17 protein-coding genes are annotated in these 15,943 nt (G+C 30.9%); 14 read left to right on the top strand and 3 right to left on the bottom strand.

Annotated features, from left to right (window positions below):
- The first annotated feature begins 356 nt into the window (after positions 1-356).
- The gene (locus CONE_RS02330; protein ID WP_015397143.1) at positions 357-1,286 is read left to right on the top strand and encodes an RluA family pseudouridine synthase; all 930 of its coding nucleotides are present in this window, start codon (positions 357-359) and stop codon (positions 1,284-1,286) included.
- On the opposite strand, the gene CONE_RS02325 is transcribed toward CONE_RS02330, so the two are convergent.
- Positions 1,276-2,010 carry an SAM-dependent methyltransferase gene (locus CONE_RS02325; RefSeq protein ID WP_015397142.1) on the bottom strand — a complete coding sequence of 245 codons (735 nt, stop codon included), beginning with the start codon at positions 2,008-2,010 and terminating at the stop codon, positions 1,276-1,278. The genes CONE_RS02330 and CONE_RS02325 overlap by 11 nt on opposite strands.
- 9 nt (positions 2,011-2,019) lie before the next feature.
- Entirely contained in the window at positions 2,020-2,607 is a 588-nt protein-coding gene (locus CONE_RS02320) for a Maf family nucleotide pyrophosphatase (RefSeq protein WP_015397141.1), read from the bottom strand.
- Positions 2,608-2,906: 299 nt separating this feature from the next.
- Here CONE_RS02320 and rpmF point away from each other — a divergent pair, with 299 nt between their 5' ends.
- The 13 genes from rpmF (at position 2,907) to recO (ending at position 15,144) form a co-directional block, all read left to right on the top strand.
- Positions 2,907-3,089: a 50S ribosomal protein L32 gene (gene rpmF, locus CONE_RS02315; RefSeq protein ID WP_015397139.1), complete on the top strand. Its 183-nt coding sequence runs from the start codon at positions 2,907-2,909 to the stop codon at positions 3,087-3,089.
- A gap of 45 nt (positions 3,090-3,134) precedes the next feature.
- Complete coding sequence (gene plsX, locus CONE_RS02310; RefSeq protein WP_015397138.1) at positions 3,135-4,160, top strand: phosphate acyltransferase PlsX; 1,026 nt, start codon at positions 3,135-3,137, stop codon at positions 4,158-4,160.
- 24 nt (positions 4,161-4,184) lie between these two features.
- Positions 4,185-5,159 (top strand): beta-ketoacyl-ACP synthase III, encoded by a 975-nt coding sequence (locus CONE_RS02305; RefSeq protein ID WP_015397137.1) that lies wholly within the window; start codon positions 4,185-4,187, stop codon positions 5,157-5,159.
- A 34-nt stretch (positions 5,160-5,193) separates the two neighbouring features.
- A complete protein-coding gene (gene fabD, locus CONE_RS02300) occupies positions 5,194-6,123 on the top strand; it encodes an ACP S-malonyltransferase (RefSeq protein ID WP_015397136.1) in 930 nt (309 codons plus the stop codon).
- Positions 6,124-6,141: 18 nt separating this feature from the next.
- Positions 6,142-6,876, top strand: coding sequence for a 3-oxoacyl-ACP reductase FabG (gene fabG / locus CONE_RS02295; protein ID WP_015397135.1), 735 nt, complete (start codon positions 6,142-6,144; stop codon positions 6,874-6,876).
- A 110-nt stretch (positions 6,877-6,986) separates the two neighbouring features.
- Entirely contained in the window at positions 6,987-7,220 is a 234-nt protein-coding gene (acpP, locus tag CONE_RS02290; protein ID WP_015397134.1) for an acyl carrier protein, read from the top strand.
- A 117-nt stretch (positions 7,221-7,337) separates the two neighbouring features.
- Positions 7,338-8,567, top strand: a complete 1,230-nt coding sequence (gene fabF, locus CONE_RS02285) for a beta-ketoacyl-ACP synthase II (protein WP_015397133.1) — start codon at positions 7,338-7,340, stop codon at positions 8,565-8,567.
- Positions 8,568-8,737: 170 nt separating this feature from the next.
- On the top strand, positions 8,738-10,222 hold the full coding sequence (locus tag CONE_RS02280) for a Do family serine endopeptidase (protein WP_015397132.1): 1,485 nt from the start codon (positions 8,738-8,740) through the stop codon (positions 10,220-10,222).
- Positions 10,223-10,287: 65 nt separating this feature from the next.
- Entirely contained in the window at positions 10,288-12,081 is a 1,794-nt protein-coding gene (gene lepA, locus CONE_RS02275) for a translation elongation factor 4 (protein WP_015397131.1), read from the top strand.
- Positions 12,082-12,096: 15 nt separating this feature from the next.
- The gene (gene lepB, locus CONE_RS02270; protein WP_015397130.1) at positions 12,097-12,915 is read left to right on the top strand and encodes a signal peptidase I; all 819 of its coding nucleotides are present in this window, start codon (positions 12,097-12,099) and stop codon (positions 12,913-12,915) included.
- Between the two features lie 5 nt (positions 12,916-12,920).
- A complete protein-coding gene (gene rnc, locus CONE_RS02265; RefSeq protein WP_015397129.1) occupies positions 12,921-13,646 on the top strand; it encodes a ribonuclease III in 726 nt (241 codons plus the stop codon).
- Positions 13,647-13,661: 15 nt separating this feature from the next.
- Positions 13,662-14,558, top strand: coding sequence for a GTPase Era (gene era / locus CONE_RS02260; protein WP_015397128.1), 897 nt, complete (start codon positions 13,662-13,664; stop codon positions 14,556-14,558).
- Positions 14,551-15,144 carry a DNA repair protein RecO gene (gene recO, locus CONE_RS02255; RefSeq protein WP_015397127.1) on the top strand — a complete coding sequence of 198 codons (594 nt, stop codon included), beginning with the start codon at positions 14,551-14,553 and terminating at the stop codon, positions 15,142-15,144. Before era ends, recO begins: the two co-directional genes overlap by 8 nt.
- Positions 15,145-15,149: 5 nt before the next feature.
- On the opposite strand, the gene CONE_RS02250 is transcribed toward recO, so the two are convergent.
- A complete protein-coding gene (locus CONE_RS02250; protein ID WP_015397126.1) occupies positions 15,150-15,863 on the bottom strand; it encodes a Bax inhibitor-1 family protein in 714 nt (237 codons plus the stop codon).
- Between the last annotated feature and the right edge of the window lie 80 nt (positions 15,864-15,943).

The raw sequence follows: 15,943 nt of genomic DNA, 5'->3' as shown, positions 1-15,943 counted from the left end.
GTGTACATGTATTAATTAGTCACTTTAAAATAATAGTTACTAGTAACCATTTTAAATAAATACTATATTATAATCTGCCTTAAAATCTATAAGCATGTTTTAGATCAGAAAAACTAACTGCTAGCTATCTTATTCCTACTAAAAGATATAGCTAGAATTTATAGCAAATCTAAGAATTAGGTTGACACGTCGCAAAATTTCAATATCATTTATTACTTTTGAAATTTTAATCAATTTACACAATTTATTGTGCCTGTTATATTAATAAGCTAAATAACTAATTCATTAGATTATGTTGATTATATGTCGCTTTCTGATATGAGAAAAGAAACTTTATTAACTATGTCGGTTCTATTGTGAAAAATTTAACTATTACAGAAGATCTTTATGGACAAAGACTTGATAATTTTCTATTAAAAGTCTGTAAAGGTGTGCCTAAAAGCCATATTTATAAAATGATAAGAACTAAATATGTAAAGGTAAATAATAAAAAAGTTGACATAAATTATAGATTACAACTATCAGATATTGTCTCTATTTTTCAACTTAAGGTTTCTAGTGTTAGCGAAAAAAATACTAAAATCATTCCGAGGAAATTCTCAACAATTTATGAAGATGAATACTTATTAGTTATAGATAAGCCATCTGGTGTAGCTGTGCACGGTGGAAGTGGAATATCATTTGGTGTTATAGAGCAAGTAAGAGAATTTTATAAAAATAATAATTTTTTAGAATTAGTTCATAGGTTAGATCGTGATACATCAGGTTTACTTATTATAGCAAAAAAGCGAAGTACGCTTCTAGCCATGCATTCTATGCTAAGAGCTAGATTAATTGATAAAAAATATATTGCTTTAGTTAACGGAAAATGGCTAAATCAGCGCCAGCATATTAAATCTTGCTTGTCTAAATGGATCACGAAAACTGGAGAAAGACGTGTTATGGTTGATCCAAATGGTCAAGAAGCTCATTCTGCAGTAAACTTAATAAGAAACTATAATGATAATTATAGTTTAGTTGAGGTTGAGCTGTATAGTGGTAGAACTCACCAAATACGAGTTCATCTGTCTTCTATCGGTTTTCCTATAATAGGCGATACAAAATATGGTGTTGATTTATCAGATTGTGATGAAAAAATAAAGGAAATAAATCTTAAGAGGTTATTCCTTCATGCCCATAGTTTGACCTTCGTTCATCCAAATACTGGTAAAAATACTAAGATAATATCAGAATTACCAATTGAGTGTAGTACTTTTATATCAAAATTAAGTAGCATTAATTATTAAAAGATTGTTTTTTAAATTTTGCCAGAAATAGAAATATTGTTGGCTTTTTGTATATAAAATCCGTTTTTTTACTTTTCCATTCAAAAACTGACAATGTTTTAATATATTCACATTCTGATGTGATAGAAGAAGCTATGCATAACAAGGTATCTTGATTCAAATCATCTAAGAGTGCTTTAAATAAACTCATATTGCGATAAGGAGTTTCTATCATAATTTGAGTTTGGTTTATATTATTAGATTCTTTTTCCCAAGAAATTATTTTTCTTTTAAGCTCATCTGATTTTATAGGGGGATATCCTCTGAAAGCAAAGTTTTGACCATTTAAACCGCTAGCCATTAGACTTAAAAAAATTGATGATGGACCTGTCCATGGTTTTATATTTATACCCATAGATTGAGCTATTAAAACAACATTTGATCCAGGATCTGCTATTGCAGGACAACCTGATTCTGATATCAATCCAATATCTTTACATTCCTCAAAGCAAGATAGCCATTCACTTATTTGATTTTTAGTAGTATTGCTTGAAAGTTGATATATTTTTATATTATTTAATTGGTACAGTGATCCTATATCTTTTAAAAAAGATCTTGCTGATTTAGCGTTTTCTGCTATATATACTTTAATTTTTCTAGCTTGTTTTAGAGCTTCTTCCGGCATCCAGAATCCGGGATTAGAATCTCCTATTCTAACTGGTATAAGGTGTAATGTAGCTATCATTATTATTGATTACATAGATATAATATTAAATTTTATAAGAAAATCTGTAAGTTTAATTAGGGGCAACCCTAATATTGAAGTTGGATCATCACCTTTTATATGTTCTACCAAAGTTATGCCTAGCTTTTCCATTTTAACGCTTCCTGCTGTATCGTACGGTTCTTCTTTTTGTAAGTAATAATCTATTGTAGCATCATTTAGAATTCTAAATTTACATTCAGTTATAACTACTGAAGATAATGTATCAATGCCATTTGTTATTGATATTGCACTAATAAACAACACCTTTTCTCCAGATATTAGCTGTAGTTGTTTTTTCGCATTATCAAAACTACCAGATTTACCGATATGTCTACCTTTGCATGAACATACTTGGTCAGATCCTATTACTGTATATCCTGGATTTGATTCTGATACATGTTTTGCCTTGCTTATAGCAAGTCTTAAAGCTGTTTCTTCAGGGCTTTCTTTTTGTAAAGTACTCTCATCTATATTAGGAGATATACTGATAAATGGAATATGTAATCTTGATAATAGCTCTCTGCGATATATAGAACTAGAAGCTAAAATTAATTTTATTGGTGTTTCGTTGTTCATAATGACCTTGCTGTTTAATGATGTGTTAGAATCACAAATGATAACTTTACGAATAATCTATAAGTTCATGTTCCATTGTATATCTAATTTTTTAGTACATTATTCTTTTTGCATATTCATGTATTCTCATATTAGTTACAAAAATCATTTAATGCATATAGTCTCAATTATACTTTTTAATTACAGTATTTGTTTATTGGTTTTTTAATATTTTATTTAATTTGTAGGTATTTATTTAATTACAGTTAATTATTATAATACTTTGTCTTTATTATGTTAGATATTTTTAAGGAGTTATAATGGCAGTTCAGCAAAATAAAAAATCTTCTTCTAGAAGAGGAAAGCATCGTTCTCATGATTTCTTATCATTGCCTTCTACGGCGATAGAATCTAAAACAGGAGAGATCCATCTTCGTCATCATGTAAGCCCTACTGGGTTCTATCGAGGAAAAAAAGTTATAAATTTAAAAAATGATGATTAAATTAATTGTATTTTAATAATTATATTTTTCACTAAGTTAAAGCCAATGCGCATTGCTATTGATTGTATGGGCGGAGATGTAGGCTTGTCAGTTACGGTACCAGCCTCTATTAGATTTGCTAATGATTATGAAGACGTTGATGTAATATTAGTTGGTATTGAGCCTCTAATTAAATCAGCAATTAATCTTATTGATGAAGTGCCTTCTAGTAGAGTACATATAGTCAATGCAGATGAAATCGTTACAATGGATGACCCAATTGACATAGCACTTAGAAGAAAGAAAAAATCATCTATGTATGTTGCTGTTCAAAACGTCAAAGAAGGTAATGCAGATGCTTGTATTTCTGCTGGAAATACTGGCGCCTGGATGGCAATATCACGATATATCTTAAAAACCTTAGATGGTATCGATCGTCCAGCTATTGCTGCTTATCTTCCTACAAATAAAGGTGGGTCTACAACTATGCTGGATCTTGGAGCAAATGTAGATTGTTCTGCTAAGAATTTATTACAGTTTGCCATAATGGGGACAGCATTGTTACAGGCAGTTGAGTATGTTAAAAATCCTAGTGTTGGGCTTTTAAATATTGGATCTGAGATAATAAAGGGTAACGAAGTTGTTAAAGAAGCTGGTAATATTCTATTATCTAGTCCTCTAAATTTTTATGGAAATGTTGAAGGAAATGAAATATTTAGCGGAAAAGTCAATGTTGTAGTTTGTGATGGATTTGTAGGAAATATTGTATTAAAGTCAGCAGAAGGTATTGCTAAAATGTTCTCAGGAGCAGTTAGAGAAGAATTTCGACGTGATTATTTTTCATTTTTTTCTGGTTTGGTTTCTAGCCCAGTATTAAAAAGATTAAAAAATAGATTAGATAATAGGAGATATAATGGAGCATCTCTATTAGGACTGAGGGGCATTGTTTTTAAAAGTCATGGTTCAGCTGATATTGAATCTTTCTATTTCGCTTTGCAACGTGCTCGTGAAGCAGTTATGAATAATCTTTTAGAAAAAACAATAGATAAGCTATCTCAAATTAATCAACTCCTTAGGTCATTTAATAGTTGACCTATTCAACTTCTAGGAAGTTTTATGATATATACCAGAATTGTTGGTTCTGGTTCTTTTTTGCCAAGGACAGTTGTTTCTAACAATGATCTAGCTAATGATCTATTATATAGAGGCATACATACTTCTGATGACTGGATTGTACAGCGTACAGGTATTAAACAACGATATTTGGCTGAATCTGATATTGATACAAGCTATATGGCTGTTGAATCAGCTAAAATGGCATTAATTGATTCTGGTATTGATGCATCTGATATTGACTTAATAATAGTTGCAACGTCTACTCCTGATTGTATATTTCCAAGCACAGCATGTATCGTTCAGTCGAAGTTAAATGCAAAGCATGCTGCTGCCTTCGACTTGCAGGCAGCTTGTAGCGGATTTGTATATGCTTTATCAACTGCTGATAGTTTCATTTGTTCTGGAAAAGCTAAAAATGTCCTTATTATTGGATCTGAAAAATTTTCTCGTATTTTAGATTGGAACGATCGTAGCACATGTGTTCTTTTTGGAGATGGAGCAGGTGCTTTTGTACTTACTGCGTCTTCTGATTATGGTATATTGTCGTCTTGTATATCTTCAGATGGGTCAATGTCAGATATATTAAGTGTTTCTGGGCATTTCGAAAATGGTAATATAAATGGCTATCCGTTTATAAAGATGGATGGTCAATCAGTTTTTAAGAACGCTGTACGTGTATTGGAAGAATCAGCAAGAGAAGTGTGTGATAAGGCATGTGTTGATATAAAAGATATAAATTGGTTTATTCCTCATCAAGCTAATATAAGAATTATAAAAATGTTGGGGCGTAGATTAGGTGTAGAGGATGATAAGCTTGTAATAACTGTAGACAAACATGCTAATACTTCATCTGCTAGTATACCTCTTGCTTTTAATGTTGCAAAACTAGATGGTAGAATCAAAAATGGTGATCTTGTTCTTATTCAAGGTGTTGGTGGCGGATTTACCTGGGGATCATCCTTGGTTCGCATATAAGATAATTTGAAAAAAATTAATTTACGAAATTGATATGAAAGTTGCTTTTGTTTTTCCAGGTCAAGGTTCCCAGTTTTTAAGAATGTTAGATTCTTGGGATAATGATACGATAAATAGTGTTATGCTAGAGGCATCTAGTATCTTAAAACAAGATTTTAAAAATTTGATATCAAAAGGTCCTATAGAAACTCTAAATCTTACTGTTAATACACAGCCAATAATGTTAGCTGTGTGCTTAGCATTTTTTTTTGTATGGAGAGAATCAGGTGGTAGGAATCCTGATATCATGGCAGGCCATAGCTTAGGTGAATACACAGCATTAGCCGCTTCTGAAGCAGTTTCTTTTAGTGATAGTTTGCGTCTAGTTCGTTATAGAGCAGAATTAATGCAATCTGTTATTCCAGTTGGAGAAGGAACTATGGCTGCAATTATTGGTGTAGATCAATATGACATGAGGCTAATATGTAATAAATATAGCAGCGATGGTAATATTGTAAATATAGCTAATTACAATTCTCCTCTACAAGTTGTTATCTCAGGACATAGAAATGCTGTCATTAAAGCATGTGAAGAGGCAAAAATTTTGGGTGCGAAACGTACTATTATTTTACCTGTTTCAGCACCATTTCATTCAACAATATTAAAATCAATATCAAAAGATTTATTTAATTTTCTTTCTTGTATTGATATAAATACACCGAAAATAGATGTTGTAAACAATGTGGATGTTAAAGTAGAAAAAGATCCTATTTTGATTCGTGATGCATTAATTCGTCAATCTTGGAATCCAGTACGTTGGGTCGAAATTGTTCAATATATTAAGAATATTGGCATAACTCATATTGTGGAATTTGGTCCAGGTAGTGTTTTGTCTAACTTAATTAAACGTATAGATCCAGAATTAGTAACAATTTCTATTAAAGATTATAATTCGCTAAAAGAAGCGCTTGTACTTATTAATTAATTGATTTGAGATTTACTTATGGAATTGAAAGGGAAAAATGTTTTTATAACTGGTGCGACAAGAGGTATAGGTAGAGCCATTGCAAAAGAATTAGCTTATAGGGGTGCAAGTGTAGTAGGAACAGCAACAACTGAATCTGGAGTAGAAACAATCAATGATGAATTAGGTGCCATAGGAGTAAAGGGTATAATTTTTGATGTGAATAACATTGATAATTGTAAGATATCGTTAAATGATCTTACAAATAATGGTTTTAATATCGATATTTTGGTAAACAACGCTGGTATAACAAGAGATATTCTTCTTGCGAGAATGAAAGATGAAGATTGGAATAATGTTATTGATACTAATCTTAATTCTATTTTTCGTATTACTAAGTTTGTTTTGCATAATATGATTAAAAAAAGATGGGGTCGTATAATTAATATTACTTCAGTTATTGGCTCTATAGGTAATGTTGGTCAAACTAATTACGCAGCTTCAAAAGCCGCTGTTTCTGGTTTTTCAAAATCCTTAGCTAAGGAGATAGGTAGCCGTGGGATAACAGTAAATTGTGTATCACCTGGTTTTATAGATACAAGCATGACTAGAGATATAAGTAAAGAAAAAATTGATATGTTAGTAAAACAGATACCATCTGGTCGCCTTGGTTCTGAGGATGATGTAGCATATGCTGTATCGTTTTTGGCTAGTTCTAGAGCCAGTTATATAAATGGTACTACATTACATGTTAATGGAGGGATGTACATGTGAAATATTATTCATATATTTAGGGTTTTTTATAGAATTGATTGTCATAAGACTTTTATATTTTTATTAAGTAATATTTTTTGTAATTTTGTTATTGTAATTTGGGGATATGCATGGATAGCATTGAGCAGCGTGTTAGAAAGATTGTATCTGAGCAACTAGGTGTTAGTGAGAATGATATAAGCAACAATTCATCTTTTATAGATGATCTTGGAGCAGACTCTCTTGATATGGTTGAATTGGTTATGGCATTGGAAGATGGATTTGAGACAGAAATACCGGATGAAGATGCTGAGAAAATCACAACAGTTCAACAGGCCATAGATTATATTTCTGCTAATAAGTGATATTGTAGCTTTTTTGCTCTAGATAACTTATAAATTAAAAAGCTAATTCTCAGTATGCTTAGCATTATTTTGTAAGTCTATCTTAAACAACCGTTTTTTCTAGTTAAGGAGTGTCAGTTGAAACGGCGAGTGGTTATTACTGGTCTTGGTATAGTTTCACCTGTTGGTAGTAGTTTAAATACTGCATGGAATAATATTGTCAACGGTGTTTCTGGAGTTGGATTAATCACTAAATTTAATCCTTCTGATCTTTCTGTTCGTATAGCTGGAGAAGTTACTGATTTTGATATCTCTAGCTATATTCCAGCTAGAGATGCTCGCCATATGGATACTTTTATTCACTATGGCGTAGCTGCTAGTATACAGGCTTGGAAAGATTGTGGTTTAGAATTGAACGATAATAATGCTAATAGAATTGGTGTTATAGTAGGGTCAGGTATAGGTGGTCTTCAGAAAATAGAAGAGACACAGGCTGAAGTTTTAGAAAAGGGTTTGCGTAGAATATCCCCATTTTTTGTACCTGCATCTCTTATTAACTTAATATCTGGACATGTTTCCATACTTTATGGATTCAAAGGTCCTAGTTACGCTGTTGTATCTGCTTGTACTACGGGATTGCATTGTATAGGAGATGCTTCTCGTTTAATAGAATATGGTGATGCCGATGTCATGTTGGCAGGAGGAGCAGAATCAACAGTTTCTCCTCTTGGCATAGGTGGTTTTGCTGCTATGCGTGCTCTATCTGTACGTAATGATGATCCTGAAACAGCTTCTAGACCTTGGGATAGAGATAGAGATGGATTTGTCTTAGGTGAAGGAGCAGGGGTTATTGTTTTAGAAGAGTATGAACATGCAAAACGTCGTGATGCTAGAATTTATGGAGAGTTAGTAGGATATGGAATGAGTTCTGATGCTTTTCATATCACTTCTCCTAATAAAGAAGGGGCTTCTTTTGGTATGTTAATGGCATTGAAAAATGGAAATATTAATTATGATCAAGTTGATTATGTTAATGCTCATGGAACTTCTACCATTGTAGGAGATAAAAATGAAACAAGCGCTTTAAAAAAGGTTTTTAAAGATCATGCTTATAGTTTAGTAATTAATTCAACTAAATCAATGACTGGTCATTTATTGGGAGCGGCTGGGGGAATTGAAGCTATATTTACAGCTATGGCCGTTTATAAACAAGTGTCTCCTCCGACCATAAATGTATTTAATCAAGATGATGAATGTGATTTAGATTATTGTGTAAAAAACGCTAGAGATATGAAGATTAATATTGCTATTTCTAATTCGTTTGGTTTTGGTGGTACTAATGGAACTATTGTTATTCGAAAGATCTAAATGTTCTGTTTTTATATGGATTTGATAATATGTAATTCGCAAACTAATTATTTATATTTAGTTTTTAAAAGTTGGTTGATCGAAGGATACTTGTAATTTTAAAAGCTTATGCTTTTTTGGGTTAATTATATATTTTCTTACGTGTTATATTTTAAAATGAGGATTTATAAATGTTGGAAATCAAAGTATCTAAGTTTTTCAGCTCTAGTATATTTTTGTCAACGTTAATTGTAATAAAATTGTGTGCAATATCTTGTTATATTTCTGCTTGCGCACAATCTACAGTTGGTTTAACAAATCATAATTATTTAAATTTGCCAGATTTTACGAGTATTGTTGAAAAAGTAGAATCATCTGTTGTTAATATACGTACCATGACAAATATAACAAGCAGAGAAAGCAACAATGGCTTTAATAATAATGATCCTTATGATTTTTTTAGATGGTTTTTTGGCCCGCAATTACAACAACCTATTCCTATTTATCCTCCACAAACTAACGAAGAGAAAATAATTCCAAGAGGTATGGGATCTGGTTTTTTTATTTCTAATGACGGATACATATTGACCAATAATCACGTTATTATGGACTCAACAGAAATAATAGTTACTCTTGATGACGGGAAAGAGTTTATAGCTAAAATTGTTGGTACAGATGATCGTACAGATATAGCTTTGTTAAAAATAGAAAGTAATAATACTAAACCTGTGTCAATAGGAAAAGTTGACTTGATTCGAAAAGGACAATGGGTTTTAGCCATAGGTTCACCATTTGGATTGGATTCTACTGTTACTGCTGGTATAGTAAGTGCTATAGGTAGAGATACTGGTTATTATTTATCATTTATACAAGCTGATGTTGCCGTTAATCCTGGAAATTCTGGTGGTCCTTTACTTAATTTGAATGGGGAAGTAATTGGCGTCAATTCTCAGATAATATCACGTAGTGGTGGATTCATGGGTATTTCTCTTTCTATACCAATAGATGAAGCAATGCGCGTTGCAGAACAATTGCAGTCATCAGGTAAGGTTATACGTGGACGAATCGGAGTCCATATAGGAGAAATAAGCAGGGAAGTTGCTGATGCACTTGGTCTAATAAAACCTTACGGTGCTCTGGTCAGTTATGTAGAAGATGGAAGCCCAGCAGATATTGCAGGTGTTTTAGCTGGTGATGTTATCTTGAGTTTTAATAATGAGAACATAAAAAAATATACAGATTTACCTCGTATAGTTGGTCAGACAAAACCAGGTAGCAAATCTACTTTAGGTGTATTTCGTCATGGAAAGAGAATAATTTTAGATATTAAAATAGGAGAGGTTCAATCAGATACTACTTATATTGCTGAAAATAGTAATGGATTGGATAAAGATTCTGTTGTTTTTGACATTATTGGTCTAAAAGTCTCAAATATACCTGATGATATTTGCTCAAATTTGCGTATAAATGGTGGGGTATTAGTAAAAGGATCATTTGGTAATGCAGCTTCTTGTGGTTTAAGACAAGGAGACATAATTCTTGCCATTAATGAGTATTGTGTAAACGGTGTTAAAGATTTTGGAAAGTATCTTAATACGCTTAATAAAAATAAGTCTATAGCTTTACTAGTAAGACGCGGTGAGCAAACTCAATGGATTCCTATAAAGTTTAAATAGCCTTATATATTATTAATTAACTATTTAAGATCATATATAACTATAATATTAAAAGTATTTGATTTATGAAACATATTCGTAATTTTTCCATTATTGCTCACATAGATCATGGCAAATCGACTTTAGCTGATCGCTTAATACAGAAATGTGGTGGTCTAGTAGAAAGAGAAATGTCTAATCAGATCTTAGATTCTATGGACATAGAAAGGGAGAGAGGGATAACAATTAAGGCACAAACTGTCTGTCTTAATTATGTTGCAAAAGATGGGATTACTTATAAATTAAATATGATAGATACACCAGGTCATGTAGATTTCTCATATGAAGTAAGTCGTTCTCTTTCTGCATGTGAAGGAGCATTATTAGTTGTAGATGCATCCCAAGGTGTAGAAGCTCAGACTGTTGCTAATTGTTATATGGCTATTGATTTAGGTGTTGAGGTTTTTCCTGTATTAAATAAAATTGATTTACCGCAATCTGATCCAGACAGTGTTAAAAAAGAGATTGAGGATTTTATAGGAATAGATTCTAAAAATGCTATTTCCATAAGTGCAAAAACTGGAGTAGGAATAGATGATATTTTGGAGTTGATAGTTAAAGACATACCTTCTCCTAAAGGATCATTTGATAAACCTTTACAGGCATTAATCATAGACTCTTGGTTTGATAGTTATATAGGAGTAGTTGCTTTAGTTAGAATTATAAATGGAGTTTTAAAACCAAAAGATAAAATTCTATTCATGTCAACTAATTCTGCTTATATATGTGAACAGACTGGTATATTCACTCCTAAGATAGAATTAAAAAATTATCTATCAGCTGGAGACGTTGGATTTGTTGTTTCTGGAATTAGAGACCTTCAGCATGCTAGAGTTGGAGATACTATTACTACATATATAAATCCATCAACAGAGCCTTTACCTGGATTTAAGGAAGTTCAGTCTCAAGTTTTTGCTGGTATTTATCCAGTTGAAAATTCTGAATATGAGCAGTTACATGTATCTTTAGATAAGTTGAAACTAAATGATGCTTCTCTGATATTTGAGCCAGAAGCTTCTGAAGCATTAGGTTTTGGTTTTCGCTGTGGTTTCCTAGGTTTATTACATATGGAAATTATACAGGAAAGACTAGAACGCGAATTTAATATGAATATAATTACTACTGCTCCATCTGTGGTATATCAGGTTGTAAGGAAAAATGGTTCTATAGAAATGATAGGTAGTCCTTCTCACATGCCAATATCTGGATCTTTGGAAGAAATTCGTGAGCCAATAGTAAATGTTAAGCTATTTATGCCTAAAGACTATGTTGGTGTCGTTATGACTTTATGTAATAGTAAACGTGGGGTTCAGGTAGACATGGTTTACTATGGTCGTCAGGTAAATATAACTTATGAGATGCCATTAGCTGAAATTGTTTTAGATTTTTTTGATCGTTTAAAGTCTATATCTCACGGTTATGCCTCCATGGATTATGAATTTCTAGAGTACCGTACTGCTGATGTAGTAAAAGTTGATGTGATTATAAATAGTAATAAAATTGATGCTTTATCTATGATAGTTCATCGTGAAAATTCACGCTTACGTGCTCGTAATATTGTAGTACGTATGAGATCTGTTATACCTAGACAAATGTATGATGTTGTTATTCAAGCTGCTATAGGATCAGACATTATAGCAAGAGAAAATGTTAAAGCATTAAGAAAGAATGTATTAGCTAAATGTTATGGTGGCGATATAAGCAGAAAGAAAAAATTATTAGAAAAACAGAAAGCTGGAAAGAAAAGGATGAAGAATGTAGGTAATATAGAAATACCACAAGATGCTTTTCTGGCTGTTTTAAAAGTTGATGATAAATAAAATTTATTAATTTTTATGAGTCGACTATTCAATTTATTTTTATTTATTTTATTATTAGCAACTGGCATATTATGGTTGATTGATGTTTTCTATTTACGAAGAAGGGAAAATATTAAAAAAAACACAGTTGGTTTTTTTTATAATAAATTATTTATAATAATAAATTATTCTATAAATATTTTTCCTATTTTATTAATAGTTTTCTCTTTTAGATCTTTTATTTTTGAGCCTTTTCGCATTCCTTCTGAGTCTATGCTACCTACTTTACAGCCAGGTGATCTTATTATAGTAAATAAACATAGCTATAATATTAAATTACCATTAATAAATCGCGATATTTTATCTTTATCTAAACCTAGAAGAGGGGATGTGATTGTATTTCATTATCCTTATTCTAAAAAAGTTGACTATATAAAACGTATAATAGGTTTGCCTGGAGATAGGATATCTTATCAAAATAAAAGACTATCAATTAATGATGTTGAAATAAAGAATAATAATGATGGTTTTTATTATGATCATAACTCTATGCATTTTATTAATAAATATAATGAGTCATTAGACAATGTCGTTTATAAAATTTTATCAAACAAGGGATACAATAACAGTATTAATCCATATTTTGATTTCCCTTTCCTTGAAAATTTTAAATATTGTAAAGATAGCTTTAGTTGTATAGTTCCTGATGATAATTATTTTGTTATGGGTGATAATAGGGATAACAGCTTTGACAGTCGATATTGGGGATTTGTTCCGTATCACAATATAGTTGGTAAGGCCTTTTTTATATGGATGAATTTTAATGATATTAGTCGTATAGGTTATTTAAATTAATTATTATGTCTTTTTTTGAATTGGAACGTAGTTTAGATTATAAATTTAGCAATATTAATTTATTGGAATTGGCTCTTACTCATAGGAGTAACGGTTCTCCTCATAACGAAAGGTTGGAATTTCTTGGTGACTCAGTACTTAATTTTGCAATTACTATTTTTTTATTTGAGAAATATGCAGATATTGATGAGGGAGGATTGTCTCGTTTAAGAGCAAGTCTAGTCCAGCAAAATTCTTTAGCTATAATAGCTAGTGATTTAAATTTATCAAAATATTTGAAATTAGGGGAAGGTGAGTTAAAAAGTGGTGGTTGTAATAGACCATCAATATTAGCTGATTGTCTTGAAGCTGTATTTGGTGCCATTTTTAAGGATTCTAGTTTCAATGAAGTACAAATTGTTATTGAGAAACAATTTGTTAAGCTTTTGAATAATCTAGATCTAAAAACAATGTGTAAAGATGCAAAAAGTTTATTGCAAGAGTTATTACAGTCTAGAAAGATATCTTTGCCTCGTTATTTGATAGTTAATATAAACGGAGCTGCACATAATCAACGTTTTGAAATTGAATGTGTTATATCTGAATTAAATATAAAGACAAAATCTGTAGGTGATACACGTCGTTCTGCTGAACAATCAGCTGCTAAGCTGGCTATAGATATATTAACATCATCTAATTCAAATTATTTGAATGATGATAATATATCTAACTATAAAAATATAAAGGTATAGTGTTTAACACTTATAATGAAAAATTCCATAGAAGAATATAAATCTGGATTTGTTGCTATTATTGGTTGTCCAAATGTAGGTAAATCTACTCTGAATAACGCTTTGGTTGGAGAAAAAATTTCTATAGTTTCCAAAAAAGCTCAAACTACTCGTCATAAAATTAATGGGGTTCTAACTAAAGACAATGAGCAATTTGTTTTTGTTGACACTCCTGGATTTCAAACAAAACATGTTAGTACCATGAATAGCATGATGAATAGATTAGTTAGTAAAGTTCTAGTAGATGTCGATGTAGTAATACATGTTATTGAAGCATGTAAATGGACAAAGGAAGATAATAATTTATTGGAATTAATTCCAGAAGAAAAAAGTGTATTGCTTGTTATTAATAAAATTGATTTATTGAAAGATAAGAATTTATTATTACCATTTATTGATCGTGTAATTAAATACTATCCTTATATGTCATTTATACCGATCAGTGCTTCTAAAAAATATCAAATTGAATCTTTATTATATGATGTTGCTAAATATTTGCCATATAATCAAAAAATTTTCGATGATGATGTTCTCACTGACAGGCCTGCTAAATTCTTTGTTTCTGAAATAATAAGAGAAAAAATTTTTAGGCTTGTAGGTGATGAGATACCATATAAATGTGCTGTGATTATAGAAAAATGGGATGAGAAGCTAAATTTTATATGTATATATGCTTGTATAATAGTAGAACGTAGTACGCATAAAGCAATATTATTGGGATCTCATGGCTTACATATGAAACGCATTGCAACAGAATCTCGGCAAGACATAGTGAGTTTTTTAGATAAAAAAGTCTATTTAGAAATATATATAAAGGTATGTAGTAACTGGTCCAATAAAAAAGAATATTTGGAAAATATAGGCTATGAATAGGTCGAGTTCTAGTTTTATAGAGGACGAAGGTTATATCTTACAAAGCATTCCATGGAGAGAAACTTCATTAATCATAAAAGTATTCTCTCGCGACCATGGTTATGTTTCTATTGTAGCAAAGGGCGCTAAGCGTCCATATTCTCAATTAAGGCCAGTTTTATTATCTTTCCAACATTTAATGTTGGCGTGGAGTAATAATAGGTCTGATATAAAAACACTAGTAAGAGCTGATTTAGGGGATATTTTACTAATACCTGGAGATTCTTTAATGTGTGCTTGGTATATGAATGAATTAATTCTATATTCATTAGCTGGAGAAGATGCTCATCCAGTATTATTTGATGCTTATAGTAAATCTTTGGAATGTTTATGTAACAAATCTAATTATAAAGCTAACATTCTAAGAAGATTCGAATGGATTTTATTAAAAGAGATAGGTTATGGAATCGATCAAACCGAACCTGATTTCAACAATCAAGAACTTGAGCCTATTTTACGTTTACATTTGAGAAAAAGAATGGAGACTATGCTAGGAGGTAGAGAACTACTAACAAAGAAAATCCTGCTAAATCTCCATTATTACTAATTAAATTATTCTCTATTGTTATTATTCATGAATCCAATAATTATTAATAAGTTGCTAAAAACGTTATATATATCTAAGTATATAGCTAAAGTTGCAGATATATAATTGGTCTCTCCATTGTTAACAACTCTTTGAATATCAATTAGAATAAAAGATGAAAATATTATAATTGAAACCATAGAAATGGTTAAAGTAAGAGCACTAATATGCATAAATATATTAGCTACTGCTGCTATTAAAATTACAACTGTACCTATAGAAACCCATTTAGCAAAGTTAGATAAATCGCGCTTTGTAGTATTTGCTAAAAAATTCATAACGCTAAATATTATGGCCGTTCCTCCAAAAGACATAGCTATTATTTTAGTGCCATTATGCATTCCTATTATTATTCCCAATAATCGAGAAAGCATTATGCCCATAAAAAAAGTAAAAGCTAGTAAAAAGAATACACCGAAAATATTATTTTTATTTTTTTCTATGCAGGACATCAAAGAAAAAGCACCAATAAAAAATACTATCGTTGATAAACCTGGATTCGACAACATGCCAGAGTTTATTCCAGACACCATTCCGATAATAGCACCCAATACTGTTGGTATCAAAGAAACAGCTAGTAACCAGTAAGTATTACGCAAGACATTATTGCGTATAATTTCACCATTTTGATCTATAACTACATTATTTGCTCTAAATTGAGATGATCGATAATTGTTCATTTTTAACCTCTAATTATTATTAGTTAATATATTTCACATTGAGGATTCTGTTGTTTAAAATATAAAATACAACTGAACCA

This window comes from Candidatus Kinetoplastibacterium oncopeltii TCC290E, from assembly GCF_000340865.1.
GTDB classification, from domain to species: Bacteria; Pseudomonadota; Gammaproteobacteria; order Burkholderiales; family Burkholderiaceae_B; genus Kinetoplastidibacterium; species Kinetoplastidibacterium stringomonadis.
Note: the sequence above shows the minus strand (reverse complement) of the source record. Positions and strands in the feature narration are given on the sequence as shown.

Coding starts and splice junctions, on each gene's coding strand:
- fabG (WP_015397135.1), top strand. CDS start 6,142: ATGGAATTGAAAGGGAAAAATGTTTTTATAACTGGTGCGACAAGAGGT.
- CONE_RS02280 (WP_015397132.1), top strand. CDS start 8,738: ATGTTGGAAATCAAAGTATCTAAGTTTTTCAGCTCTAGTATATTTTTG.
- CONE_RS02305 (WP_015397137.1), top strand. CDS start 4,185: ATGATATATACCAGAATTGTTGGTTCTGGTTCTTTTTTGCCAAGGACA.
- plsX (WP_015397138.1), top strand. CDS start 3,135: ATGCGCATTGCTATTGATTGTATGGGCGGAGATGTAGGCTTGTCAGTT.
- rpmF (WP_015397139.1), top strand. CDS start 2,907: ATGGCAGTTCAGCAAAATAAAAAATCTTCTTCTAGAAGAGGAAAGCAT.
- CONE_RS02320 (WP_015397141.1), bottom strand. CDS start 2,607: ATGAACAACGAAACACCAATAAAATTAATTTTAGCTTCTAGTTCTATA.
- CONE_RS02325 (WP_015397142.1), bottom strand. CDS start 2,010: ATGATAGCTACATTACACCTTATACCAGTTAGAATAGGAGATTCTAAT.
- era (WP_015397128.1), top strand. CDS start 13,662: ATGAAAAATTCCATAGAAGAATATAAATCTGGATTTGTTGCTATTATT.
- lepA (WP_015397131.1), top strand. CDS start 10,288: ATGAAACATATTCGTAATTTTTCCATTATTGCTCACATAGATCATGGC.
- lepB (WP_015397130.1), top strand. CDS start 12,097: ATGAGTCGACTATTCAATTTATTTTTATTTATTTTATTATTAGCAACT.
- rnc (WP_015397129.1), top strand. CDS start 12,921: ATGTCTTTTTTTGAATTGGAACGTAGTTTAGATTATAAATTTAGCAAT.
- recO (WP_015397127.1), top strand. CDS start 14,551: ATGAATAGGTCGAGTTCTAGTTTTATAGAGGACGAAGGTTATATCTTA.
- acpP (WP_015397134.1), top strand. CDS start 6,987: ATGGATAGCATTGAGCAGCGTGTTAGAAAGATTGTATCTGAGCAACTA.
- CONE_RS02250 (WP_015397126.1), bottom strand. CDS start 15,863: ATGAACAATTATCGATCATCTCAATTTAGAGCAAATAATGTAGTTATA.
- fabD (WP_015397136.1), top strand. CDS start 5,194: ATGAAAGTTGCTTTTGTTTTTCCAGGTCAAGGTTCCCAGTTTTTAAGA.